24 protein-coding genes are annotated in these 25,088 nt (G+C 63.0%); 15 read left to right on the top strand and 9 right to left on the bottom strand.

Annotation, left to right across the window (positions count from 1 at the left end; translation table 11 throughout):
* The first annotated feature begins 73 nt into the window (after positions 1-73).
* On the top strand, positions 74-1,351 hold the full coding sequence (locus tag NKI58_RS13080; protein WP_502896894.1) for an efflux RND transporter periplasmic adaptor subunit: 1,278 nt from the start codon (positions 74-76) through the stop codon (positions 1,349-1,351).
* On the top strand, positions 1,348-4,434 hold the full coding sequence (locus NKI58_RS13075; protein ID WP_352782959.1) for an efflux RND transporter permease subunit: 3,087 nt from the start codon (positions 1,348-1,350) through the stop codon (positions 4,432-4,434). The genes NKI58_RS13080 and NKI58_RS13075 overlap by 4 nt, the downstream gene beginning before the upstream one ends.
* Positions 4,435-4,481: 47 nt before the next feature.
* Here NKI58_RS13075 and NKI58_RS13070 read toward each other — a convergent pair whose 3' ends face one another.
* Positions 4,482-4,946, bottom strand: coding sequence for a L,D-transpeptidase (locus NKI58_RS13070; protein ID WP_352782962.1), 465 nt, complete (start codon positions 4,944-4,946; stop codon positions 4,482-4,484).
* A gap of 599 nt (positions 4,947-5,545) precedes the next feature.
* Here NKI58_RS13070 and NKI58_RS13065 point away from each other — a divergent pair.
* Positions 5,546-5,713 (top strand): hypothetical protein, encoded by a 168-nt coding sequence (locus tag NKI58_RS13065; protein ID WP_352451255.1) that lies wholly within the window; start codon positions 5,546-5,548, stop codon positions 5,711-5,713.
* A 75-nt stretch (positions 5,714-5,788) separates the two neighbouring features.
* On the opposite strand, the gene NKI58_RS13060 is transcribed toward NKI58_RS13065, so the two are convergent.
* Entirely contained in the window at positions 5,789-6,475 is a 687-nt protein-coding gene (locus NKI58_RS13060; protein WP_292663715.1) for a response regulator transcription factor, read from the bottom strand.
* Between the two features lie 45 nt (positions 6,476-6,520).
* Here NKI58_RS13060 and NKI58_RS13055 point away from each other — a divergent pair, with 45 nt between their 5' ends.
* Both NKI58_RS13055 and NKI58_RS13050 read left to right on the top strand, forming a co-directional pair.
* Complete coding sequence (locus tag NKI58_RS13055; protein ID WP_352782966.1) at positions 6,521-7,300, top strand: response regulator; 780 nt, start codon at positions 6,521-6,523, stop codon at positions 7,298-7,300.
* A gap of 46 nt (positions 7,301-7,346) precedes the next feature.
* The gene (locus NKI58_RS13050) at positions 7,347-9,434 is read left to right on the top strand and encodes a PAS domain S-box protein (RefSeq protein WP_352782969.1); all 2,088 of its coding nucleotides are present in this window, start codon (positions 7,347-7,349) and stop codon (positions 9,432-9,434) included.
* A gap of 90 nt (positions 9,435-9,524) precedes the next feature.
* Here the strand turns inward: NKI58_RS13050 and NKI58_RS13045 are convergent, their stop codons facing one another.
* Positions 9,525-9,929, bottom strand: coding sequence for a hypothetical protein (locus tag NKI58_RS13045; RefSeq protein ID WP_352754690.1), 405 nt, complete (start codon positions 9,927-9,929; stop codon positions 9,525-9,527).
* A gap of 415 nt (positions 9,930-10,344) precedes the next feature.
* Between NKI58_RS13045 and NKI58_RS13040 the strand changes: the two genes are divergently transcribed.
* Positions 10,345-11,547 carry an aromatic ring-hydroxylating oxygenase subunit alpha gene (locus NKI58_RS13040; protein ID WP_352574584.1) on the top strand — a complete coding sequence of 401 codons (1,203 nt, stop codon included), beginning with the start codon at positions 10,345-10,347 and terminating at the stop codon, positions 11,545-11,547.
* 11 nt (positions 11,548-11,558) lie between these two features.
* On the opposite strand, the gene NKI58_RS13035 is transcribed toward NKI58_RS13040, so the two are convergent.
* From NKI58_RS13035 to NKI58_RS13025, 3 genes are read right to left on the bottom strand one after another with little or no spacing between them, the layout of a single operon-like run.
* Positions 11,559-12,326, bottom strand: coding sequence for a DUF429 domain-containing protein (locus NKI58_RS13035; protein WP_352783640.1), 768 nt, complete (start codon positions 12,324-12,326; stop codon positions 11,559-11,561).
* 59 nt (positions 12,327-12,385) lie between these two features.
* Positions 12,386-13,270 (bottom strand): pyridoxal kinase PdxY, encoded by an 885-nt coding sequence (gene pdxY, locus NKI58_RS13030; protein ID WP_352782973.1) that lies wholly within the window; start codon positions 13,268-13,270, stop codon positions 12,386-12,388.
* Positions 13,271-13,278: 8 nt separating this feature from the next.
* Complete coding sequence (locus NKI58_RS13025) at positions 13,279-13,530, bottom strand: hypothetical protein (protein ID WP_023678142.1); 252 nt, start codon at positions 13,528-13,530, stop codon at positions 13,279-13,281.
* Positions 13,531-13,691: 161 nt separating this feature from the next.
* On the opposite strand from NKI58_RS13025, the gene NKI58_RS13020 reads away from it, so the two are divergent.
* The 6 genes from NKI58_RS13020 to ppa all read left to right on the top strand — a co-directional run bounded on the left by NKI58_RS13020 (position 13,692) and on the right by ppa (position 18,164).
* Positions 13,692-14,336, top strand: a complete 645-nt coding sequence (locus tag NKI58_RS13020) for a LemA family protein (protein ID WP_023678141.1) — start codon at positions 13,692-13,694, stop codon at positions 14,334-14,336.
* 167 nt (positions 14,337-14,503) lie between these two features.
* Positions 14,504-15,349, top strand: coding sequence for a TPM domain-containing protein (locus NKI58_RS13015; RefSeq protein ID WP_502896895.1), 846 nt, complete (start codon positions 14,504-14,506; stop codon positions 15,347-15,349).
* 52 nt (positions 15,350-15,401) lie between these two features.
* A complete protein-coding gene (locus NKI58_RS13010; protein WP_502896898.1) occupies positions 15,402-16,244 on the top strand; it encodes a TPM domain-containing protein in 843 nt (280 codons plus the stop codon).
* Positions 16,245-16,254: 10 nt separating this feature from the next.
* Positions 16,255-16,893: a TPM domain-containing protein gene (locus NKI58_RS13005; RefSeq protein ID WP_352574587.1), complete on the top strand. Its 639-nt coding sequence runs from the start codon at positions 16,255-16,257 to the stop codon at positions 16,891-16,893.
* A 117-nt stretch (positions 16,894-17,010) separates the two neighbouring features.
* Positions 17,011-17,517, top strand: coding sequence for a GNAT family N-acetyltransferase (locus NKI58_RS13000; RefSeq protein WP_023678138.1), 507 nt, complete (start codon positions 17,011-17,013; stop codon positions 17,515-17,517).
* Between the two features lie 116 nt (positions 17,518-17,633).
* Positions 17,634-18,164: an inorganic diphosphatase gene (ppa, locus tag NKI58_RS12995; RefSeq protein ID WP_352451245.1), complete on the top strand. Its 531-nt coding sequence runs from the start codon at positions 17,634-17,636 to the stop codon at positions 18,162-18,164.
* A 27-nt stretch (positions 18,165-18,191) separates the two neighbouring features.
* Here ppa and NKI58_RS12990 read toward each other — a convergent pair whose 3' ends face one another.
* Together NKI58_RS12990 and NKI58_RS12985 are read right to left on the bottom strand one after the other, a co-directional pair.
* Positions 18,192-18,782 (bottom strand): hypothetical protein, encoded by a 591-nt coding sequence (locus NKI58_RS12990; protein ID WP_352569497.1) that lies wholly within the window; start codon positions 18,780-18,782, stop codon positions 18,192-18,194.
* A gap of 98 nt (positions 18,783-18,880) precedes the next feature.
* On the bottom strand, positions 18,881-19,486 hold the full coding sequence (locus NKI58_RS12985) for a TetR/AcrR family transcriptional regulator (RefSeq protein WP_352574589.1): 606 nt from the start codon (positions 19,484-19,486) through the stop codon (positions 18,881-18,883).
* Positions 19,487-19,568: 82 nt separating this feature from the next.
* On the opposite strand from NKI58_RS12985, the gene NKI58_RS12980 reads away from it, so the two are divergent.
* Both NKI58_RS12980 and NKI58_RS12975 read left to right on the top strand, forming a co-directional pair.
* Positions 19,569-20,852 carry an MFS transporter gene (locus NKI58_RS12980; protein WP_352574591.1) on the top strand — a complete coding sequence of 428 codons (1,284 nt, stop codon included), beginning with the start codon at positions 19,569-19,571 and terminating at the stop codon, positions 20,850-20,852.
* Between the two features lie 282 nt (positions 20,853-21,134).
* Positions 21,135-22,709, top strand: a complete 1,575-nt coding sequence (locus tag NKI58_RS12975; protein WP_023678132.1) for an alkaline phosphatase D family protein — start codon at positions 21,135-21,137, stop codon at positions 22,707-22,709.
* Between the two features lie 46 nt (positions 22,710-22,755).
* On the opposite strand, the gene NKI58_RS12970 is transcribed toward NKI58_RS12975, so the two are convergent.
* Positions 22,756-23,037: a hypothetical protein gene (locus NKI58_RS12970; protein ID WP_352451242.1), complete on the bottom strand. Its 282-nt coding sequence runs from the start codon at positions 23,035-23,037 to the stop codon at positions 22,756-22,758.
* 198 nt (positions 23,038-23,235) lie between these two features.
* Between NKI58_RS12970 and typA the strand changes: the two genes are divergently transcribed.
* Positions 23,236-25,065, top strand: a complete 1,830-nt coding sequence (gene typA, locus NKI58_RS12965) for a translational GTPase TypA (protein ID WP_023678130.1) — start codon at positions 23,236-23,238, stop codon at positions 25,063-25,065.
* Positions 25,066-25,088 lie beyond the last annotated feature (23 nt).

The raw sequence follows: 25,088 nt of genomic DNA, 5'->3' as shown, positions 1-25,088 counted from the left end.
AATTGGGACCAGTCACAGGTATGTGTTCCGGTCGTCCGACCGTTATGCTGGGCCGTGGCCGAGGGGACTGTTCGTGATCAAGCGCTTCATCATCGCCTTCATTCTGCTCGTGCTGGTGTGCGGCGGCATCGTCGGCTTCAACCTGTTTCGCGACAATGCGATCAAACAGTTCTTCGCCACCATGAAGCCGCCGGCCGCGACCGTGTCGACGGTCATCGTCAAACCGATGTCCTGGACGCCCGGCATCGAGGCGATCGGCACTGTCAGTGCCGTACGCGGCGTCGACCTGACGGTCGAAACCGCGGGCATCGTCAAGGACATCCTGTTCCATGCCAATCAGAAGGTCGCCGCCAACGCCGTGCTGCTGCAGCTCGACGATGAAGTCGAGCGAGCCGACCTCGTGGCATCGAAGGCGCAAGCGACCTCCGACCAGACGACGCTGATGCGCGCGCTTGAGCTGCAGAAGCGCGGGGTCGGCACCGACGCTACGCTCGACACAGCGCAGGCAGCAGCATCGGTCTCCGCCGCGCAGGTGAACAAGCTGCAAGCGGTGCTCGACCAAAAGCAGTTGACGGCCCCTTTCAATGGTACCGTCGGCATTCCGAAAATCGACATTGGCCAGTATCTCACACCCGGCACCGCTGTGGTGACCTTGCAGGACATGGATACGATGCGTGTCGATTTCACCGTGCCGGAGCAGCAGCTTCCGCAGCTGAAGATCGGACAGACGGTGCGGTTGGGCGTCGGCGGCGGCGACATGCCGTTCACCGGCAGCATCCGCGGCATCGATCCGAAGATCGACCCGACCAGCCGGCTGGTGACGGTAAGGGCGGAGGTCGGCAATCCCGAAGGCAAGCTGACGCCCGGCCAGTTCGTTCAGGTGCGCGTCGAACTGCCCGAGGAGAACGACGTGCTGGCGCTGCCGCAGACGGCGCTGACTTCCAGCCTGTACGGCGACTTCGTCTTCGTGGTGCGCCCGGCCAAATCCGCCGAAGCCAACGGCGCGGCGCCCGAGGCAAAGCCGGAACAAAAGCCGGCTGCAGATGCTGCCAAGCCCGCAGCCGAGGCACCCGCGGCAAAACCCGACGAAAAGGCGGCCGCTACCCCAGCCAAACCGGCAGCGGAAGCCAAGCCGGCAGCGGAAGAACAGAAGCCGCAGCTCGTGCTAGCCCAGGTGTTCGTCAAGCCAGGCCGCCGCAACGCCGGCCTGGTCGAGATCCTGGAGGGCATCGCGCCCGGCGACGAAGTCGTTACCGCCGGCCAGAACCGGCTCTCCAACGGCATGTCCGTTGCCGTCGACAACACGATCGATCCGAGCAAGCCGGGGAACCAGCAGGCAGCCCAGCAATGAGCTTTTCCGACCTCTTCATCCGCCGCCCGGTCCTTTCGACCGTGCTTGCCTGCATGATCCTGCTTCTGGGTTTTCAGGGCATCTTCAACCTTTCGATCCGGCAGTATCCAGAGGTTGAAGAAACGGCCATCACCATCACCACGGCCTATCCCGGCGCCAGCGCCGACCTGATCCAGGGGTTTATTTCCGCGCCGATCGCGCGTGCCGTCGCGTCGACCGAAAACATCGACTATGTGACGTCGGCGAGCCGGCCGTCATCCAGCACCGTGACAGTGCAGATGAAGCTCGGCTCCGACCCCGACGTCGCGCTGAACGAAGTCTTGTCGAAGGTCCAGAGCGTGCGCGGCGATCTGCCGGACGAAACCAAAGACCCGGTGATCGTCAAGGGCACCGGCCAGCAGTTCGCGATGATGTACATCTCGATGCAGAATCCGAACATGACGCCGGAACAGCTCACCGAATATATCGAGCGCGTCGTGCGACCGCGTATCTCGACGGTCGAAGGCGTCGCCGACGTGCAGATTTTCGGCGCCGCCGAATATTCGATGCGTGTCTGGATCGACCCGATCAAACTGGCGGCGCGCGGCGTGACGGCGGCGGAAGTGCTGGCCGCCATCAACGAATCGAATTTCCTTTCCGCGCCCGGCGACACCGAAAACGAATATGTGGTTTCTTCGATCACCGTTCGCTCGACGCTGCAGACGCCGGAGGCTTTCGCCGCCCTTCCACTCCGGTCGAAGGACGGCAATGTGGTGAGATTGCGCGACGTGGCCCGCGTCGAACTCGCCGCGGCGAACACCGACACCAGGGTCAGCTTCAACGGCAAGCCCGGCATCTTTCTCGCTATCTTTCCGACGCCGGCCGCCAATCCGCTGACCACCGCGGCGGCAATCCACAAGATTGTGCCGACCATCCAGGAGACGCTGCCGCTCGGCATGGCGATGCAGATCGTCTACGACTCAACCGAGCAGATCAGCGCGTCGATCGAGGAGGTGTTCAAGACCATCGGCGAGGCGGTCGCCATCGTCATCGTCGTCATCCTGCTCTTCCTCGGCTCGTTCCGCTCGGTGCTGATGCCGATCGTGACCATTCCGCTGTCGCTGATCGGCGTCTGTTTCCTGCTGTTTTCGGTGGGCTATTCGATCAATCTTTTGTCGTTGCTGGCCATGGTGCTGGCGATCGGCCTCGTCGTCGACGATGCCATCGTGGTGGTGGAAAACATCCACCGCCACATGGAGGAAGACGGCTTGTCGCCGATGCAGGCAGCCTTCAACGGCATGCGCGAGATCTCTTCCGCCGTCGTCGCCATGACGATAACGCTGGCCGCCGTGTTCGCGCCGCTGGCCTTCACCGGTGGCCTGACCGGCGCGCTGTTTCGCGAATTCGCGGTGACGCTTGCCGGCTCGGTGGTGCTTTCGGGTGTCGTCGCCCTCACCATCACACCGATGATGTCGGCACGTATCCTGAGGTCCGGCTCGCACAGCCGCTTCCAGCGCATTGTCGACAATACGTTCGGGCGGGTCGAACACATCTATGAGCGGCTCGTCACCGGTTCGTTGAACTATCGCCCGGTGACGCTGATGATCGTCCTCGCGCTGGTCGCCACGACCGGTTTCATGTTCACCAAGACCTCGAGCGAACTGGCGCCGGAAGAGGACCAGGGTTTCCTGCTTTCGCTGGTGACCGCGCCGCGGTACGCGACGTCGGACTATACCGAAACCTACGTCAATCAGATACTCGGCCTGGTCAAGGATCTGCCTGAGACGCGGGCACAGTTCTCGGCGGTCGCCTTCGGTGGTGGCCAGACGAACAGCGCTTTCGTCGGCTTTGCGTTCAAGGACTGGGCTGACCGCACGCGCAACTCGAAGGAAATCCAGCAAGACATTACGGGCCGCCTGAGCAAGGTGGCGGGCGTCGAAGCTTTCGTCTTCGCGCCGCCGACGCTGCCCGGCTCCGGCGGCGGCCTGCCGATAACGATGGTCGTGCGCTCGACCGGCGACGCCTCGCAGGTGTACGAGGCGGCCGAAGACATCAAGAACAAGGCGCAGGCCTCCGGCCGCTTCATCGTCGTGCAGAATTCGATGACCTTCGACGCGCCGCAAGTGACAGTAACGATTGACCGCGATCGCGCCGCCGCGCTCAACCTGCCGATAGCCGACATCGGCCGGACGCTGACGCTCCTGGTCGGTGGCGCCGAAGTGGCGCAATTCGACCGCGAATCCAATAGCTACGACATCATTCCGCAGGTGCCGCAGGAATTCCGCGACAATCCCGAAAAACTGGGCGAGTATTTCGTGCGCAGCGTATCGGGCGAGATGGTGCCGCTCTCGGCGGTGGTGAAGATCTCGACCAACGCGTCGCCGGCCGCCATCGAGCAGTTCAACCAGCTCAACTCGGCGACGATCTCTGCCTTGCCGCGGCCCGGCATCACCACCGGGGATGGGCTACAGGCGATCGAGGACATTGCCAAGCAAAGCCTGCCCGACACCTTCTTCATCGACTATACCGGTCAATCGCGGCAGGAGAAGGAACAGGGCTACACGATCATCATCGCGTTTGCGGCGGCGGTGCTCGTCATCTACCTGGTGCTGGCGGCGCAATTCGAGAGCTTCCGCGACCCGCTGATCATCATGATGGCGGTGCCGCTGTCGATCTTCGGCGCGATCGTGCCGCTTAATATTGGGCTCGGCACGCTCAACATCTACACCCAGGTCGGCTTGATCACGCTGATCGGCCTGATCACCAAGCACGGCATCCTTCTGGTCGAGTTCGCCAACCAGCAGCGTGAAATGCACGGCATGCGGCGGCGTGATGCGATCATCGCCTCGGCCAAGGTGCGGCTGCGGCCGATCCTGATGACGACGGCGGCGATGGCGCTCGGCGTGGTGCCGCTGATCATCTCCAGCGGCGCTGGTGCCGCGGCACGCTATTCGATGGGCCTGGTGATCTTCACCGGCATCTTGGTCGGAACCATGTTCACGCTGTTCGTGGTGCCGATGTTCTACACCTTTATCGCCAGCAAGGACCTGCCGCATCACGCCGAAAAGCCGGATCCGAAGCTGATGCCGGTAATGCCGGATTAGACTGCGCTAATTTCCGGCCCTTTCCTGGGAGCGACGAGAAACATCGCTCATTCAACGATGACGATGCTGGTGTTGGCCGGGCCGAAGACCTCGACGAGCTGGTAGAAATCGGCGGCGTTGTCCGGATGCAGACGCACGCAGCCATGCGAGGCTGGCTGGCCGAGGCGCTTGATGGCGCTTGTCGCATGTACGGCGTAGCCGCCGCTGAAGAACACCGAATGCGGCATCGGGGCGTTGTCGTATTTCTTCGAATACCAAATTTCATGCATGCGGGTCGGCTTGAACGAACCGATCGGCGTGACGTGCGTCCTGTCGCCGGTCGAGACCTTCCAGGCGAATGTCGGCCGGCCGTCGACCAGGATTTCCATGGTCTGCTGCGATAGCGACACACGCGCGACGATCTTGTTGGCGGCGGCGTGGGCTGCGCCGTTGCCGGCACTGACAAGCAAGGCAGCACCGGTGATCACGGCGGCGGCGATGTTGATGAGCTTGGCGGAAATGGCAGTGTACATGATGTCTCCCCTATTCTGCCGGTCGGGGCCGGCTCAATTCGATGATCGGCTTATCGGGGCGTCATGTTTCAGGCCGATTTCGCTAGATGCTCGTTTGTGTTTCGATTCTGTTTCCCCTGGTTAACGGAAAGGCCCGAGCAAAACGGCTTGCAGTTGTGCAACGTCGTCTTGGCGGTGGCGTGTTTGCCTAGGCGGATCGGCCAAACCGCGGCGCGAATACGCGATTGCCTTTCGTTTGATAGGAATTCACCTGACTCCGAAACCGAGCTGCAACAAAGCGCAGCCTCGGCGGCATGATCCGGATACAGCGAACAGGGTAAGTTGACCTAACGAAAACAGCGGTCAACGAACGATCGGAAGCCAACACTGTTTTCGCTACGGTCTGGATTGGTCTGGACAGTTTCCAGCCTGCCCGTCGACCGGCTCAAGCCCCTCTGGCGGGGGCGGCTTAGGGCCGTTGAGGATGCGCGGCGCCTCCGGCAACTTGCAGCCGAGAGGACCGAAGGCCCGCGCCGCAACGGGGGGCTCCGCTGGCGGCGCGGGCGCTTCGGGGGTTCCCCTGAAGTGCCCGTAAATCCCAATTTTGAGGAACGAACAGGATGAAAACGAAATTCGCCGCTTCCGTGCTTTCCGCCCTGCTTTACGTCCAGGGCCTGCTCGGCATTGCCGGCCTCGCCACCGTGCTGCTGAAGGAACGTGCCCATGCCGGCGAAGTCAGTACGAACAGTGACATGCTGTCCGGCCCGTCGCTTCTCGTGGTGCGCTGAAGAGCATCGGACCCCAAAGTGGAAACCGGTTTTGGAAAACCCGATGCTCAAGACAAAAGGGTGGCCGTCCTGCCTTCAATCGGCGAATTGCGTCGGCGGATCGAACCGGTAGCCAGCACCCCGTATGGTGGTGATGGTTTCGGTATCGAGCTTGCGGCGCAGCCGCACGATGCGCGAATCGATCGACCGATCGAAGGCTTCGGCATTTTCGGCGGGCGCGGCGGCGATGATGTCGTCCCGCGTCAGCACCTTGCGCGGGCTGGCCAGGAACAGCCTGAGCAGCGCCACCTGCCCGGGGGACAGCTGTTCTTCCGTGCCCGAGCGGTGCATGACGATGGCCGATCGGAGATCGACGGTCGCGTTCTCCAGCACGATCAGTTCCCCGGCGCTCCTGCCGCGCCGAGCCAGAAGGCCGCCTACGCGAGCGGCAAGCTCCCTGACATTGAGCGGGCTTTCGACGACGTCGGCGGCGCCGAGTTCGAGCGCCAGAACCTTGTCGACCAGATCGGCCGGGCGGCAGATCAGGATGAAATCCGGTCCACCTTCGCCGCCATGTCGCCTCAGCAGGTCGCGCCCCTCTGCCTGGCTGACGCTGTCGCCGACAACCACGACATCGATACCCTTTTCCGAAAGCAGCGATTCGGCCTCCCACGGCTGTCGCGCCGCGCGGACGTCATGACCGCGCCGCTCGAGATGATCGGCGAGATCGGTCGCAATTACTTCAGCGACGGAAACAAGCGCGATAACGGATCGTGCAGCCATGTTTTTCACCCCGCATACGGCAACCCAAGAAGAGTGCTGGACATCATGTTTATACCCAATCTACTTTCCGCTGAAAGCGGGAGCGAAAGCATCGTGCGGGCACGAATTGTCATTGTCGAGGACGAGCCCGACCTGAGGGATGCGGTCGCCGAGTATCTCGGCGCCAGCGGCTATGATGTGGCCACGGCCGAAAGTGCGGCGGCGGCGCGCGACCTTTTGGAAACCCAGTCCTTCCATCTGGCCATTCTCGACATCGCCATGCCGGGCGAGGACGGCCTGTCGCTCGGCCGCTGGATGCGGTCGAAAATGCCGATCGGCATCATCTATGCGACGGCGGCCGGTACCGCCCTGGACCGCATCGTCGGACTGGAGCTCGGCGCTGACGACTACATCGTCAAGCCTTACGAATTGCGCGAAGTGCTGGCCAGGGTGCGCAGCGTGCTGCGCCGCGTTCCGGAGCCGACCGAGCCACAAAAGGCCAAGGCTGAAACATCCCGCGGCCGCCGGTCCGTGAGCTTCGGACCCTTTCACGCCGATCTCGACGGCAGGCTCGTCACCGGCGCCAACGGCGCGGTCATCGACATGGCCAAGAGCGAGTTCGACGTGCTGGAGGTGTTCCTGACGCGCGCCAACCGGCTGTTGACGCGGGCGGCGATCTCCGAGGCGATCGGTTTCGTCGAGGACCCGGAGTCGTCCCGCGCCGTCGACATCCGCATCATGCGGCTGAGAAAGAAGATCGAGGCAGATCCGGCCAATCCGAAATTCCTGCGCACGGTGCGCGGCGAAGGCTATATCTTCTCGCTGCCAGTCGGGGAAAACAACTAAGGCCCGGCGGCTTGAGCAAGCCACGGCCAGGAAATGACGGCTGACCATGACGGCTGAAACAACACGCGCGGACATGCAGGGCGCCGGGCAGGGCGCGGCGATGGCGGCCGTGCATGTGGTTCGCCGGCTGCGCGAAGCCGGCGACTGGCAACGCGAAATGGAGGGTATTCTCCAGACGCTTTGCGAAGCCATGGATTGTCACCGCGGCATCCTGTTTCGCCTGCGCGAACTGCCCGGCCAGGGCTTCGCCCAGTCGGTCGCCGCTTATTGGATCGCCCCCCGGTTTGGCGGCGAACTGGCGTCGCCTACCGTCATCGTGCAGTCGGTCGTCGATTCGGACCCATTGCTGGAACAGCTGGCGGAGGACGAGCGCCAAGGCAAGATATTCGCCGGGCACACACGCGATCTCGAAGGCTTTCTGCGGACCGATTTCGAAAAGCAGAACATCAAGTCGTTCCTGTCGGTGTCGGTCTTTTCGCACGGCAATTTGTGGGGCACGCTGGCGGTCAACGATTGCGTCAACGAACGCGAATGGACCGACCAGGAAGAGGCGGCGCTGCACATGGTGGCACTCGCCATCGGCGATGCCATCGAACGATCGCCCTCCGACGCGCATGCCAGCGACGTCATTCGCCGCACCATGCTGCAGGCCTCGCTCGACGCCATCATCGTCATCGACGAGACCGGCTCGATCATCGAATTCAATCCGGCCGCCGAAAAGATGTTCGGCTATCGGCGCAGCGATATCCTCGGCAAGGACCTGCTCGACACGGTCGTGCCGGAATATTACCGCAAGGGCTATGCGTCCGGCGCCGAATACATGTCGGGCCGCGGCGCGCCGATGGTCGGCCAGCGGCTCGAAACGGTCACCCAGAACGCCGCCGGCGAGGTTTTTCCGATCGAGCTGACGGCAACCGAGATGCGGGTCGCCGATCGCCAGCTGATCTTCGGCTCTATCCGCGACCTGCGCGACAGATTGCGCGCCGAGGAGGAAATCAACCGCCAGCGCGAAAAACTGCACCAGAACGAGAAGATGGCGGCAATGGGCTCGCTGCTTGCCGGCGTTTCGCACGAGCTCAACAATCCGCTGGCCGTGGTTGTCGCCCAGTCGACGCTGCTGCACGAATTCGCCGCCGATCCGCAGACCAAGGTGCGCGCCGAAAAGGTGCGTGCCGCTGCCGAGCGCTGCGGCCGTATCGTCAAGAGCTTCCTGTCGATGGTCCGCCTGCACCCGGCCGCACAGGCCGAAACCGACCTCAACCAGGTGATCCGCGCCGCACTCGAAGTGACCGCCTATGGCGCACGGTCGAGCGGCATCATCATCGACACCGATTTCGCCAGCGGCCCGCTGCTGGCCATGGCCGATGCCGACCACGTGACGCAGGTGGCCGCCAACTTCCTCATCAACAGCCAGCACGCCTTGGCCGGCGTTGCCGGCGACCGCCGGATCAAGGTCCGGACGTTTCGCAGCGACCGCGGCAATCCCGGATTCTCGGTCGAGGACAACGGACCAGGCGTGCCGGAAGCGATACGTTCACGCATATTCGAATCCTATTTCACCACCAAGCCGGTCGGTGTCGGTACCGGCATCGGTCTGTCGATCTCGAAATCGATCATCGAGCGGCACAATGGCAATATCTGGTTCGAGGAGGTTTCGCCGAGAGGTGTGCGTTTTGTCGTGCAGCTGCCGGCGATCGCTGCCGGCGCGGCCGCCGCCGGCGAAGCTCCGTCGCGGTCGAGCGGTTTGCGTCACGCGCTGATCATAGACGATGAGCCGGATGTCGCCGCGTCGCTGTCCGATATTCTGGAGCTGATGGGCATCAAGTCGCGGGTCGTGCCGGCCTGGGTCTCGGCCGCCGCGACGCTGAGCGGCCATGTGCCGCCGGACATCGTGTTTTCCGATTTGCGCATGCCCGGCACCAGCGGCATAGCCGCCTATCGCGAGCTACTCGCCGAAATGCCGGGTCTGGCGCGGCGCTTCGTGCTTGTCACCGGCGATCTGATCGGCGCGAAAGGCGAGATCGAAGCGCTGCCGGCGCAGCAGCGACCGCCGATCCTCGAAAAACCGTTCAGCACGCTGGATGTGCGCGGCGTGCTCTCGGCCATTGCCGAGCAGGCCGCTCTGGGCGGCTAGACTCCGCGATCTCGCCCCGGAAGAAAAAGGCTCCCGGCCGACATTGCGGCGGGAGCCTGACTGGAGTGCTGGAGGGCGCTCGCAAAAAAATCAAAAAACGTTCGGCGTATCGGCCAGCGGGGCGGCATTGGCGATCATGCGGACCGGTCGTGCCTTGCCCGACTGGGCAGCGATGACGCGCAGGCATTCCAGGCTCTCGGCGCCCCAGGCCTGCCCCTTGCAGGCAAAATCGATCTCCGGAATCGGCAGGCGCGCCGTCTTGGTGGTGGTCGTCGCGCCATCGATGAGGTTGGCCGGCGGGTTCAGTGAGGCGAAGGCCGGACCGACCGTCGGCGTCAACGCCATGCCGGCAAATGCGGCAGCCGCCAGCAGCATGAACATCGCCATTGGATGATCACTGGCGCGCTGGCGCAGCGCCAGCTTCGGGCGCCGGTCGTTACGCTGGGGACCCTGCTGGCGAAGGTCGGTATCGGTGATCTGGATTTTCGTACGCATCGTCGTTTCCTTCGGTCTTCTTCTTTTCTCTGTTGAAACGAACCTAATCGCACCTTGTAACCGGCCAACGATGATGAATTAACGATTGTGTAACCGGCATGAAACCAAGCCCGCAGCCATTCCTGGGCAAACCGATCAGGCGTAGCTGGCAGCACCGGTGGCATTCTCGTTTTCCGCTACCCACGGCACCAGATCCACGTCGCTTTTCCAGGCCCACAGAGCGTCGGGCGCTCAACACGTGTAAGGGGATTAACGTCTGGAATTCCCGGGATTTTCCCGGCTTCGATCATTCGGACTGGGCTCTCGAATCCCGCTCGATTTCCCGTAAAGAATTCGCCCCATTTTCCCAAGCCATTGCGTTTCAACGGAAAATATGCTTTTATTGAACGAGCATTCAATAAATAAAGAGCCTTTTATGAACCCGCATCTGCGTGACGTGGCAATCCCCAACGATTGGGATCGGCGGGGGCTGCCGGGCTGGAGCTATCATTCCGACGCCTTGCTCGAACTCGAGAAAGAGCACGTCTTCCGCAACCATTGGCAGATCGCCGGCCATGTCTGCGACGTGCCGAACGCCGGCGACTATCTGACGATGGATGTGGTCGGCGAGCGGGCGCTGATCGTGCGCGGCAAGGATGGCGTTGTGCGCGCCTTCAACAATATGTGCCGCCACCGCGGCAGTCGCGTCGTTGCCGACAGCCAGGGCACTTGCAAGAATGCGCTGGTCTGCCCCTTTCATGGCTGGGTCTACAATCTCGACGGCACGCTGCGCGGTGCTGCCCGCCCCCGTTCCTTCCCCGACCTCGACAAGACCGAATTCGGCCTGATGCCGCTCGAGCTCGAAATCTGGATGGGCTTCATCTTCATCCGTTTCCGCAAGGGTGGGCCGCAGCCATCGGTGGCCGAGCTGTTGAAGCCGATCGAAGCCGAGATTGCCCATTACGGCGTCGCCGAGATGGTGCCGTCCTGGGGCATCTGGACCCAAAAGACGCCGGTCAACTGGAAATCGGTGCGCGATGTCGACAATGAAGGCTACCACGTCGCCATGGCGCATCCGGCGCTGCAGGACCTTTACGGTGCGACCTATTTCGACGAGCCGTTCGTCAACGGCGTGTCGCGCTCGTTCGCCACCTACAATCCGTATGCCGGACGGCGCTGGAGCGTCGCGCAATACATCAAGCTCGCACCCGAGGCGAAGCACCTGCCGGAACACCTGCGCAAGGCCTGGATCTACTACGGCATCTTCCCGAACAACGCGCTGTCGATCATGCCGGAATCGGTGCAGTTCTATCAGGAATTTCCGCTGTCGACGGGTGAGACGCTGCTGCGCGGCGCCATCTACCGCTATCGCGACGAGACCAGGGAGCAGGCGGCAGCCCGCTACCTATCCTACCGCATCGACCGCGACACGCTGGCCGAGGATGTACAGCTTTCGATATGGTCCAACGAATCCATGCTGTCCGAAGCCTTCGGAGGTTTTTACCTCTCCGATCTCGAATATGGCGTGCGCACCCACCACGACCATTTGCGCAAGCAAGTTCCCGTGCTCGGATTGGAGACCGCGCCCGAGGAGAAGGATATGTGGGCACTCAACGAGGCGCTCAGATCACGCTCCTGACGCCCTGGTCCTCAGGCCCAAATGGCGACGGGAATGCCGAAACGATCGGCGAGCGGCGGATCCGGAAACGGCATTGCCTCGCCTTTGACGATGCGTCCGGCAACCAGCATCATCGCAGCGGCATCGAGGAAATCGTCGGCGGCCGCGCCGCGCGGCGGCGCGTGGTCGAGAAAATCCTGGCTATAACCATGCCGGGCAAGCAGCGCCTTGCGTTCGGCCATGCCGGCCGGATTGATGTTGCCCCTGATCTTCTTTGGCAGGCGCATCGCCCGGTCGCCGTTCAGTTTGCAGAAGGCAACTTCCGGATGCGATTCGAACACGCGGCTGCGTAGTTCGGGGCGCGCGATCAGCAGCGAATCGACCTCACGGATCTTGGCGAAGATGCCGAAGGCCTGGATCGAGATACCGCGCGGCGGATCTGAGGTCGTCTTGGCTACCTCACTTGCCTTGCGATGTGCGGCGTACCAGGCGTCGACCGTGGTGAAGGCTTCGATCTCCGCGTAGAGCGCGGCGCGGGAGGGGATGGCAAAGACACTGGACTGCCGGGCCCCAAGCAGCGGCCGCACCAGCGCCTCCGGGCCGCGACCGCCTCTTTGGGAGAAATCGGGCAGGCCGATCGGCATATCGACCGCTACCAACGAGTCGGCGGGCAGTCGGTCGAGCAACGCCGCGAAGCTTGGGAAAACGGCTGTCGACGGTGCCGCACCGGGATCGCGGCGGACGGCTATCCAGCCGGCCTTGCAACCGTCGACGCCGACAAGCACAACACCCCAGGGCATAACATCGGGCGCAACATCCTTGGGCGCACCATCCTGGGGCACGGCGTCTTCGGCCTGCGTCACGCCCGGCGGTCCCGTTCCGGATGCAGGAGATGGCGAAGCTGCACCATCGCCATCGGGTGCGACAGGCTCTGGGCATCGGTCTCGAGCTGCAACTCGTCGCCGCCGCGCTTGGCGGTGCGCGCCAGGATCTCGTAGACCGCCGCGGTGGTCGATTGCAGCGCCTTGGCGGCCGGCTGGCCGGACAGGATGCGCGCCAGGTAGACGGCCGCCGTCAGGTCGCCGAGCCCATTCGGCGGCTTCTCGATCAGGCGATGTTCGGCAAGCAGCGCCTCCCTGCCGGCGAGCAGCAAATTGCCGGTGCCGCCGGCCATCATCGCCGGCGCCGAAGTGACCAGCATGGCCGGTGGGCCGGCCTGCAGGGCCGCAGCCATTGCCGATTTCAGGTCGGGCAGCGGCGCTCCGGCCATCCATTCCAGCTCGTAGCGGTTGGGCGTGGCGATATCGGCGATCGGCATCAGCCGGTCGCGCATGGCGATTGCGGTCGGCTCAGGTACGTAGAGCCCGCCCGAATCGCCCATCACCGGATCGCAGATATAGAGGGCGTCCGGCGTCTTCGCCTTCACTGCGCCGACCAGCGAAGCGACGGCTTCGGCCTGGCCAGCCTCGCCGAGATAGCCGGACAGCACGGCGCCGACCTCGCCCAGCCACGGCGCGCGCTCGAGGTCGGCCATCAGCGCCTTGAACTGGTCCAGCGGCGGCACGATGCGGGTGGCCCGGCCATGGCCTGGATGCCAGGGCAGGATGACGGTCGGTACCGCCCAAACCGGAAAGCCGAGCGTCTCCAGCGCAAAGACAGCGGCACGGTTGCCGACCGAGCCACGGGCGACATGGCTGGAGACGACGATGACCGCGCGCGGCGCCTCGGTTTTTTCGGCACTCATTGATTTTCCTAACTGCCCCTGGTGACGAAAAGCACGAGCCAGATCAACAGGCCGATGGCAATAAGCAAGCCCGCTGCCCGACCGATGCGGGTGCCCCAATATTCGATCGGATCCGACCGGTCGGCATCGGCCGCGGTGACGTGGTCGCGCGCGCCTTTAGTGGTTCGTGCAAGGAACGAGGTGCCCCCCGGGTCGGTCTCGCGCGCCACCCGTTCGATGATGCGGCGCGATTCCGCGTCGCTGTCGTGGCGTTTCGCCATGGTGATGTCCCGTTCTATGCCGAGCTTAACCCGTTCGCCTCGTCTGTCACAGGGCCCGACGGCGAATGGCAGAAACCAGTAACACTTCTCGGCCGAAGTCATTTTCTTACGCAAGGATTGTGCTAATGCTTCGCCTGCCAATGCTATCGAGGGGACTTATCATGCTTGCCCAGCGCCTTTCTTCGCCGCCAATCTTTCGTAATCTAGCTGCGTTCCTGGTCATGGCCGTCATGCTGCCGCTGCTTGCCGGCTGCGGCTACAACACCATTCCGACGGCTGAGGAAAACGCCAAGGCCGCATGGAGCGAGGTGTTGAATCAATACCAGCGCCGCGCCGATCTCATCCCCAATCTGGTCAACACGGTCAAGGGCTACGCCGCGCACGAGAAGGACACGCTCGATGCCGTGGTCGAAGCGCGCGCCAAGGCGACGCAGGTGACCGTGACGCCGGAAACGCTGAACAATCCGGAAGCCTTCAAGAAATTCCAGGACAGCCAGGCCGGCCTGACCAGCGCGCTGTCGCGCCTGCTGGCGGTGGTGGAGAACTATCCCGATCTCAAGGCCAACCAGAACTTTCTGGCGCTGCAAGCACAACTCGAAGGCACCGAGAACCGGATCACGGTCGCCCGCCGCGACTATATCCAGGCAGTGAGAGAGTACAATCTGACGCTGAGGACCTTCCCGTCGGTGATCTGGGCGACCTTTTGGTTCCGCGGCAACCAGCCGTTTGCGAATTTCACCATCGAGGAGGATAAGATGCAGCCGCCGAAGGTCGATTTCGGCACCAACACCACGCAAGGCGGGTGAAGAACAGCCGGTGAGCGTGGTCCCTATTGGCCTTGCACTCCGTAGCGCCCCCCTCTGCCCTACCGGGCATCTCCCCCTCAAGGGGGGAGATTGGCAGCTTTGGCCTCACCGCCCATCCTGCAACGTTGGAGATTGGCGAAAACAGCCGTGACAGCCGATCTCCCCCCTTGAGGGGGAGATGTCCGGCAGGACAGAGGGGGGCGCGACAGAACGCCTGCCTGGCCTTCCTGCTCGTCTTCCAAAGCCTTCTCCTCCTCCTCCCTGTCATCGCCTTCGCCGCCGACCTGCCAACCCTCACCGGACGGGTCGTCGACAATGCCGGCCTCATCGATGCCGCGACCGAGGCGGCGCTGACGCAGAAGCTTGCCGAGTTCGAGACCAAAGGGTCCGACCAGATCGTCGTCGCGACCATCCCCAGCCTCGACGGCGAGGAGATCGAGCCTTACGCCAACCGGCTGTTCCGCGCCTGGAAACTGGGCCAGGCGAAGGAGAACAACGGCGTCCTGCTTCTGGTGGCGCCGAACGACCGCAAGATGCGCATCGAGGTCGGCTATGGGCTGGAAGGCACGCTGACCGACCTGCACACCAAGCTGATCATCGAAAACGACATGGTGCCGGCCTTCCGTGCCGGCGATTTCTCCGGTGGTATCAGCAAGGCCGTCGACGACATGATCATGGTGCTGGAAGGCAATCCCGAAGAACTGGAGGCGCGCGGCGAACGCAACCAGCAGCCGCCGTTCAACAGCGACGATCTGTTCTTCACGATCTTCATAGCCATCTGGGCAATCATCTTTTTCGGCGGCCTCGCGGCCTCCATCCTGCCGCCGATCTTCGGCCAGAAGATCGGTCCCGGCCGCTATCGCTGGCTGGGCATGACCTTCGAGCCAAACCGGCGGTCGTCCGGCGGCTGGTCGGGAGGTTCCGGCGGGGGATGGTCGTCGGGCTCAAGCGGTGGCGGGTTTTCCGGCGGCGGCGGTTCGTCCGGCGGCGGCGGCTCCTCGGGAAGTTGGTGACGAGATGACAAGACACGCCATCAGCCCGGTGGAATCCGGCCGTTTCATCAAAATGATCGGCACCGCGCTGTTGGCCATGGCGGTGCTGCTGGTCGGCTTCGCGGGCTTCGCCGCCGCACTGCCGGTGCTGACCGGACGGGTCGTCGACAATGCCGGCATCATCGATGCCGCGACCGAGGCGGCGCTGACGCAGAAGCTTGCCGAGTTCGAGACCAAAGGGTCCGACCAGATCGTCGTCGCGACCATCCCCAGCCTCGACGGCGAGGAGATCGAGCCTTACGCCAACCGGCTGTTCCGCGCCTGGAGACTCGGCCAGGCGAAGGAGAACAACGGCGTCCTGCTTCTGGTGGCGCCGAACGACCGCAAGATGCGCATCGAAGTCGGCTATGGGCTGGAAGGCACGCTGACCGACCTGCACACCAAGCTGATCATCGAAAACGACATGGTGCCGGCCTTCCGTGCCGGCGATTTCTCAGGCGGCATCAGCAAGGCCGTCGACGACATGATCATGGTGCTGGAAGGCAATCCCGAAGAACTGGAGGCGCGCGGCAAGCGCAATCCGGCGAATGACAATCCTGTCGATCCCATCTTCATGCTGTTCATTGTCCTGTGGGCGACGATGTTCTTCGGCGGCTTGGCAATGGCGTTCCTGCCGCCGATCTTCGGCACGAAGCTGTCGCCGGGCGTTTACAAGTGGCTGGGCATGACGTTCCGCTACGGCCGTGGGCCAGCTTCGTCATCCTCCGGTGGCGGTGGCTGGACGTCTGGGACCTCGTCTGGCAGTGGCTGGTCGTCTGGAAGTTCCGGCAGCGGTTGGTCGTCTGGAAGTTCGGGCGGCGGGTTTTCAGGCGGCGGCGGTTCGTCCGGCGGCGGCGGTTCTTCAGGAAGCTGGTGAGACATCAATCATGGCAACACGACCGATCAGCCCCGAGGATCATGAGCGCATCGCCGATGCGATCCGCGCTGCCGAATCAAAGACCGACGGCGAGATCTACTGCGTCGTGGCGCATGCCAGCGACGGCTATTTCTTTCCGGCCGCTTTCATGGCGATGCTCGGCATGCTCGTCGTCAGCCTCGCCGTCGGTTATGGGCTGGAAGCCTGGTGGCTGTCGATCCGCTTGCCGCATTTCGTCATCGCCGAGCTTCTGGCGGTTGCCAGTGTGCTCATCCTGTTGTGGGCATTGCCGGCATTGCGCATCCATTTGGTGCCGAGGCGGCTGCGCTACCAGGCCGCCCACGCCAATGCGATGAAGCAGTTCCTCGCCCGCAACGTCCACCGCACCACGGCGCGCACTGGCGTGCTGGTGTTCGTCTCGATTGCCGAGCGCTACGCCGAGGTGGTCGCCGACAGCGGGATCGATTCTCGTGTCGGCCAGCATGTCTGGGACGGTGTCGTCCGCGACCTTACGGCGCATGCCGGCGACGATCGGCTTGCCGAGGGGTTCGTCAAGGCGATCCAAGCAGTCGGTGCGGTACTGGCCGAACATTTTCCGGTCTCGACTGGCGACAGCAACGAACTGGACGACCATCTGGTCGAGATTTGATCTCGCCAAAAGCGGTTTCGCAGCGTCTCAAGGACGCACCGTCCGGCTGTGTGAAAGCATCGTGGCGGTTGACCGGACTCTTGCAATCGGGCGCGGCGGGTTTATGGTTAACTAATCATGAATACGCTGAGCATCGACATCAGGAAAGCCGAACCGCGCGATGCAGCCGCCATCGCCGACGTGCATCTCGAGGCCTGGCGCGGCGCCTATTCGGGCATCATCCCACACCGCACGCTGACATCGATGATCAACCGCCGCGGCGCCGACTGGTGGGCGAATGCCATTCGCCGCGCTGCCACCGTCCTGGTCGTCGAAATCGGCGGCAAAATTGCCGGCTATGCGACGATCGGCAAGAACCGTGCCCGCGAACTCAGGCAGCAGGGCGAGATCTACGAACTTTACCTGCGGCCGGAATATCAAGGCATCGGGCTCGGCAGCCGGCTGTTCTCGGCCGCGCGGGCACGGCTGGCCGACCATGGCCTGAAAGGCATGGTGGTCTGGGCGCTGGAAGACAATCAGAACGCACTTGCCTTCTATGCCGGCGCCGGTGGCCGCGATGTTGCCGAAGGCGTCGAGATATTCGAGCAGAAGGCGCTGAAGAAGGTCGCTTTCGTCTGGGAATGACGGCCAGCGCATGATCCGGCCGGTTTTCGGTTCGGACGATCTCCCCGTACCATTCGCCGCATTGCACCATTCGCCGTCGCCCGCTATCGATCTCCAATCGAGAGAGGGATAAAGCGATGCGTATCGAAGCGATTGCCAGCGGAAAGAACCCGCCCGAGGACGTCAACGTCATAATCGAGGTGCCGATCGGCGGCGAGCCGATCAAGTACGAGATGGACAAGGAAGCCGGCACCCTGTTCGTCGACCGCTTTCTGCACACGTCGATGCGTTATCCCGGCAATTACGGTTTCGTACCGCATACGCTGTCGGGCGACGGCGACCCGATCGACGTGCTAGTCTGCAACACGCGCGCGCTGGTGCCAGGCTGCGTCATCAATGTGCGGCCGATCGGCGTGCTGGTGATGGAGGACAATGCCGGCCAGGACGAGAAGGTGATCGCGGTGCCTTCACCCAAGCTGACCTTGCGTTACGAGGACGTCCACGAATACACGCAATTGCCCGACATCACCCGTCAGCAAGTGCAGCACTTTTTCGAGCACTACAAGGATCTCGAACCCGGCAAATGGGTCAAGATCGAAGGCTGGTACGATGCGGCCTATGCCAAGAAGATGATCGTCGAGGCAATCGAGCGGGCCAGGCGCAAGTAATTGTCGGGCGCAAATAATCACAAATAATCAGTTGTCGACGCGGCCGAAAGCGGGCGCGTCGCCAAGCACCTCACGCTTGTCCTTGCCGCAGGCGAAGGTGCGTGCCTTCTCGTCGGCAAGCTTGCGCGCCTGATCGTTGGCGGCGGGATTGCCGGTGGCGAGCACAAGGCCGATCGTGCAGCCTTCGTGGGCGTCAGGCTGGGCAACCTTGGCGACGATCAGCACTTCCGTCGACTTGTTCTCGCCCTCGGTATCGCTGATCGAGCGACGATGAATGACGGCGAAGGGAATGGCAGTTTTGCCGTTGGTTTCGATCCGCCACTCGACTTTGGGTCCAGCCGAATTGAGGCCGGAAAAGCTTTCCCAGACCGTGGTCATATCGCCAGGTGGAAAGCCGTAGAACAGCGATTCCCGCGCATCGTCGTAGGAAACCAGCACCGGGTAACCGCGGTAGCCCGAACAGGCGAGATCGGCCCAGTCCCCGTCGCCTTCTTCCGCTTGGGCATAGGTGACGCAGTCCTTCTCCCAATCGAGATCGGTATAGACGCTGGATATGTCGCCGGCCCGGGCCGCCTGGCAGAAACCGGCGAGGGCAAGCGGGATCAAGAGAGCGCGCATGGCGGAACAACTCAGTTCGGGGGGCGCAGCGTACCGTCAAATTTAGCAGCAGCCTAGAGGAAGTCAGGCTGCGCACAGTGGTCTGGTAAAACGGAACACTATTTCTTCAAACTTGCCTCTATCAGAAGATCGGCGTTGCGGGCCACCGACTGCGCCGGCCCGCCGACACCGAACAGCTGGCCGCTGATATAGGCGCCCTCGATCAGGAGCAGCAGCCCGTCGCCCAGCGTGTCGGCGTCGCCGGCGCCCATCTCTGCCGCCATGGCACGCAAGCGCCGGCGCAATTCCTGCTTGTTGGCCTCGCTCACCACACGGGCCGGATGGCCATGTTCGGGATATTCGACCGCGGCATTGGTCATGCCGCAGCCGCGATAGTCGGGCTTTTGCGTACGCTTGCCGACACGCGTCAGGAAGGCGACGATCTGCGCGCGCGGATCGCCGGGATGGGCATTCACCGCCTCGTCGAAGCGCTCCCAGAATTCGAGGTCATAGTGCCGAAGATAGGATGCGGCCAGCTCATCCTTGGACGGAAAGCTGCGGTAGAGGCTGGGCTTGGTGACGCCGGCACGCCGCACGATCTCGTCGACGCCGATCGCCCTGATGCCTTGCCGGTAGAACAGGTCTCGCGCCACCTGGAGAATCCGTTCGGCGGCGCGAGGCGGGGGTGCGTCATTCGCCTTGATCGTTGGTTCAATGCTTTTCATGCCTGGTCTGCCGGTTAGCTGGTTGACAATGTTACCGGTCGGTACGTATGTTTCGCGCTCCCGCAACGTACCGGTCAGTAACATGATAGCTCAATCCCGCCCGTTTGGCCAGCGCTACGCTTTCGTAGTGGTCGCCGTCATCTTCCTTTGCCTGCTGATCGCAGCGGGCCTGCGTTCGGCGCCGGCAGTCATGATGCTGCCGCTGGAGAACAGTTTCGGCTGGCGGCGCGACGTGGTGTCGCTGGCGGCGGCCACCGGCATCTTCCTCTATGGCCTGACCGGGCCGTTTGCCGCGGCGCTGATGGAGCGGATCGGGCTGCGCCGCACCTTGCTTGCCGCGCTGCTGTTGATGTCGGGATCGACCGCGCTCAGCCTGTTGATGACCAAACCGTGGCATCTGCTCCTCACCTGGGGCGTGTTTTCCGGCGTCAGCTCGGGCGCCGTCGCCACCGTGCTCGGCGCGACCATCGTCAACCGCTGGTTCAAGACCAATCGCGGCTTGGTGATGGGACTGATGTCGGCGTCCAGTGCCACCGGGCTGCTGGTCTTCCTGCCGCTGCTCGCCTCGCTCGCCCAGTCGGGCGGCTGGAAGCCGGTCGCCATCGCCATTGCCGTGGCCACCGCCTGCCTGGTGCCGCTGGTCTATATGCTGGTGCCGGAGCGCCCGGCGTCGATCGGCATGGTCCGCTATGGCGCCGATGCCGACGACGTGCCGCCGGTGCCGCCAGCCTCGCAAGGCAATTTCCTTTCGCACACGCTGAGCACGCTGCGCCGCGCCGCCGGCACGCGCGTGTTCTGGTATCTGTTCGCCACTTTCTTCGTCTGCGGCTTCACCACCAACGGGTTGGTCGGCACTCACCTGATCGCCTTTTGCGGCGATATGGGCATTGGCGAAGTGCAGGCTGCAGGCCTGCTCTCGATGATGGGCATCTTCGATCTTATCGGCACGACGCTGTCGGGCTGGCTCACCGACCGTTTCGACCCGCGCAAGCTGCTCGGCGTCTATTACGGTATTCGCGGCCTGTCGCTGATCTATTTGCCCTATTCCGGCTTCTCGGCGACCAGCCTGATCATCTTCGCCGTGTTTTACGGACTGGACTGGATCGCCACGGTGCCGCCGACGCTCAGGCTTTCCAACGAGGCGTTCGGCGACCGCAGCGGGCCGATCGTCTTCGGCTGGATCGTCGCAGGCCATCAGGTTGGCGCCGCGACAGCGGCCTTCTTCGGCGGCACCATGCGCGAGCTGCAAGGCAATTACGAGCTTGCCTTCATGATAGCAGGCATGACCGCGATTGCCGCCGCCTGCATTTCGCTGCTGATCAACACCAGCCGCCAGGCGTTCGACCCGGAACCGCAAGCGGCTTAGGGGTGCGCCAACGGTGCGGCTTTCCCTTCTCCCCTTGTGGGAGAAGGTGGCCGAGCGAAGCTCGGCCGGATGAGGGGTGTTCCAGCTTGGAACCGCCGGCACTCCGTCCAGCACCCCTCAACCGTCTTGGCGCTGCGCGCCAATCCACCTTCTCCCACAAGGGGAGAAGGAAAGAGCTAGCGCTCCTGTTGGTTGTTACGAAACCTTCATCGTTTCGAAATGTGCCTGAAACATTGAAGCTGGAGCTTGGCGGCGACGTTCAATGCCATCCAGGAGACAGCCATGAACAAGATTTCGATGACGCGGCGCGCTTTCGTCACGTCGGCCAGCGCCGTTGGCCTGGTCGGCGCCTCGGGCCTGGCGCTTCCCTATTACTCGCGCGCCAATCAGCGCCCGGCTTTCACCCATGGCATCCAGTCCGGCGACGTCGACGCCACCAGCGGCATGGTCTGGACACGCACCGACCGGCCGTCGCGCGTCATGTTCGAGGTGTCGCCGACCGAAAGCTTCACCAATGCCGTCCGCCTGGCGCCGCTCGATACCTCGCCGGCCAGCGATTATACGGTGAAGCGGCTGCTTACCGATCTCGCCTCCGACCAGGACATCTTCTACCGCATGGTCGCGGCCGATCTTGCCGACATCAACGCCGTTTCCGAGCCGGTCGTCGGCCGCTTCCGCACGGCACCTGCCTCGAAGCGCGACATTCGCTTTGCTTGGTCGGGCGACACCGCCGGCCAAGGCTGGGGCATCGACGAGACCGGCATGAAGACCTACGCCACCATTGCCAAGCACACGCCCGACTTCTTCCTGCATTCGGGCGATACGATCTATGCCGATGGTGCGATGAAGGACGAGGTCGACCTGCCCAACGGCGGCAAGTGGAAAAACAAAGTGCTGATCGACGAGAAGCGCAAGGTTGCCGAGACGCTGGACGAATACCGGGCGCAGTGGAAATACAACATGATGGACAGGCATGTGCTGGCGCTCAGCGCCATCTGTCCGACCTTCTATCAGTGGGATGACCACGAGGTGCTGAACAACTGGTCGGACTCGAAGGACCTGAGCGCCGACGATCGCTACACTGAAAAATCCATCCATGTGCTGACGGCACGTGCGGCGCGCGCCTTCCACGAAATGACGACGATCCGTTACGAGCCGTCGGAGCCCGGCCGCGTCTACCGCAAGATCGCCTATGGTCCGCTGCTCGACGTGTTCTTCCTCGACATGCGTTCCTACCGCGGCCCCAACGGTCCGGATATGCAGGAGACGATGACGCCGCAATCGCGCATCCTCGGTGAACAGCAGATCAAATGGCTGAAGCGTGAACTGGCGAATTCCAACGCAACCTGGAAAATCATCGCCGCCGACATGCCGCTCGGCCTCGTCGTCTGGAACGACGGCACCAAGAAGGTAGGGGCCGAGGCGGTCAGCAATGGCGACAATGGCCCGGCCAAAGGGCGTGAGCTGGAAATTGCCGACCTTCTTCGCTATATAAAGAATGCGGGTATCAGCAACACTGTCTGGCTCACCGCAGACGTGCATTACACAGCCGCGCACTACTACAATCCGGACAAGGCGCAGTTCCAGGACTTCAATCCGTTTTGGGAATTCGTTTCGGGTCCGATCCATTCCGGCACGTTCGGGCCTAATGGTTTCGATATGACATTCGGCCCGGAGCTGAAGTTCATAAAGGCACCAACTGCCGAACAGGGTCAAAACCTGGCGCCTTCGGCCGGCCTGCAGTTCTTCGGGCTCGTCGAAATCGATGGCGCCACCGAGCAGTTGACGGTGCGGCTGATGGATCGCGACGACAGCGAACTCTACAAGGTCACGCTCGATCCGGTGCGGTCGGCGTGAGCGACGGCGCCACTACCCTCGGGCCAGCCCGAGGGTAGGGCGTATATCAATCGGGATAGCAGACGACGGGAATGTTGGGCCAGACGGCGCTGTCGCATCCGGCATTTTGCTGCCGCTGCTTGAAGGCGGCGCTGACCGGCCCGGTCACCACCGGATCGACGCCATCGGGAGCATCGGCAAAAAGCTGCTCCGCCGACGGCTTGTCGGACGGCAAAGCAGACCGCGTCTCCTTGAACGACGCCGCCGACTGCGCCGCGCCGGCCGCGAGGAGGACGGCGAGCGCGGTACATGCCAAAATCGGCCGGAGTTTGATGCCTATCTCGATCATGAAATTCGAACTGTCCGGACCATGAAAGGTTCCGCCTTGGTTAATAATTCCACTTCACACCAAGACATTTAAGATTTGGTGACTTTATTTGGTGGCTCGCCTCCTCTTTCGCAATTGCGAAAAACCCTGTATGAGCCGCCCAACCGAAAGAGGCAGCGCCTTTTGGCCTGCTGCCTGCAACGCTCCCGAGACCGAAACATGAAAATCCGCAATATCGCGATCATCGCGCACGTCGACCATGGAAAAACCACCCTTGTCGACCAGCTTCTGAAACAGTCCGGCTCGTTCCGCGACAACCAGCGCGTCGCCGAGCGCGCCATGGATTCGAACGACCTCGAAAAGGAACGCGGCATCACCATCCTGGCCAAGGCGACCTCGGTCGACTGGAAGGACACCCGCATCAACATCGTCGACACGCCCGGCCACGCCGACTTCGGCGGCGAGGTCGAGCGCATTCTGTCGATGGTGGATTCGGCCATCGTGCTGGTCGACGCCGCCGAGGGGCCGATGCCGCAGACCAAATTCGTCGTCGGCAAGGCGCTCAAGGTTGGACTGAAGCCGATCGTCGTCATCAACAAGATCGACCGGCCCGATGCCCGTCACGTCGAAGTGGTCAACGAGGTGTTCGATCTTTTTGCAGCACTTGACGCCACCGACGAGCAGCTCGACTTCCCTATCCTTTATGGTTCAGGCCGCGACGGCTGGGTCTCGGAAAACCCCGAAGGTCCGAAGGACCAGGCTCTGGCGCCGCTGTTCGACCTCGTCATCAAGCACGTGCCGGCGCCGACCGTTCATCCCGGCCCGTTCCGCATGATCGGCACCATCCTGGAAGCCAATCCGTTCCTCGGCCGCATCATCACCGGCCGTATCGAATCCGGCACGCTGAAATCCAACCAGGCTGTCAAGGTGCTGCACCATGACGGCACCCAGGTCGAAACCGGCCGCATTTCGAAGATCCTCGCTTTCCGCGGGCTCGAGCGCCAGCCCATCGACGAGGCGCAGGCGGGCGACATCGTCGCTATTGCCGGCCTGTCGAAGGGCACCGTCGCCGACACCTTCTGCGACCCGTCGGTGACGGAACCGCTGCATGCGCAGCCGATCGATCCGCCGACCGTGACGATGTCGTTCCTGGTCAATGATTCGCCGCTGGCCGGCACCGAAGGCGACAAGGTGACCAGCCGCGTCATCCGCGACCGCCTGCTGCGCGAGGCCGAAGGCAATGTCGCGCTGAAGATCGAGGAATCGCCGGATAAGGATTCGTTCTTCGTCTCCGGCCGCGGCGAATTGCAGCTGGCCGTGCTGATCGAGACGATGCGCCGCGAAGGTTTTGAGATCGCCGTGTCGCGGCCGCGCGTTGTCATGCAGAAGGGCGACAGCGGCGAATTACTGGAGCCGGTCGAGGAAGTCGTCATCGACGTCGACGAGGAGCATGCCGGCGTCGTCGTGCAGAAGATGTCGGAGCGCAAGGCCGAGATGGTCGAGCTTCGCCCTTCGGGCGGCAATCGCCAGCGCATCGTCTTTCACGCACCGACGCGCGGATTGATCGGCTACCAGTCGGAACTGTTGACCGACACGCGCGGCACCGCTGTGATGAACCGGCTGTTCCATGCCTATGAACCTTACAAGGGTGAGCTGCCGGGCCGTACCAACGGCGTGCTGATCTCCAACGAACAGGGTGAATCGGTGGCGTACGCCATGTGGAACCTGGAAGACCGCGGCCCGATGGTCATCGACCCCGGCGTCAAGGTCTATCAGGGCATGATCATCGGCATCCATTCCAGGGACAACGACCTCGAAGTCAACGTGCTCAAGGGCAAGAAGCTGACCAACATCCGCGCCGCCGGCAAGGACGAGGCGGTGAAGCTGACACCGCCGATCCGCATGACGCTGGAACGCGCGCTGGCCTGGATCCAGGACGACGAGCTGGTCGAAGTGACGCCGAAGACCATCCGCCTGCGCAAGCTCTATCTCGATCCGAACGAGCGCAAGCGTTTTGAGAAGTCAGCGAAAGTGGTCGGCGCGGCGTAAGAGCTTTTATTCTGGGCGGAATG

It is taken from the genome of Mesorhizobium sp. M0522, from assembly GCF_040321085.1.
Classification (GTDB): Bacteria; Pseudomonadota; Alphaproteobacteria; order Rhizobiales; family Rhizobiaceae; genus Mesorhizobium.
This window is presented reverse-complemented; position numbering and strand designations above follow the sequence as displayed.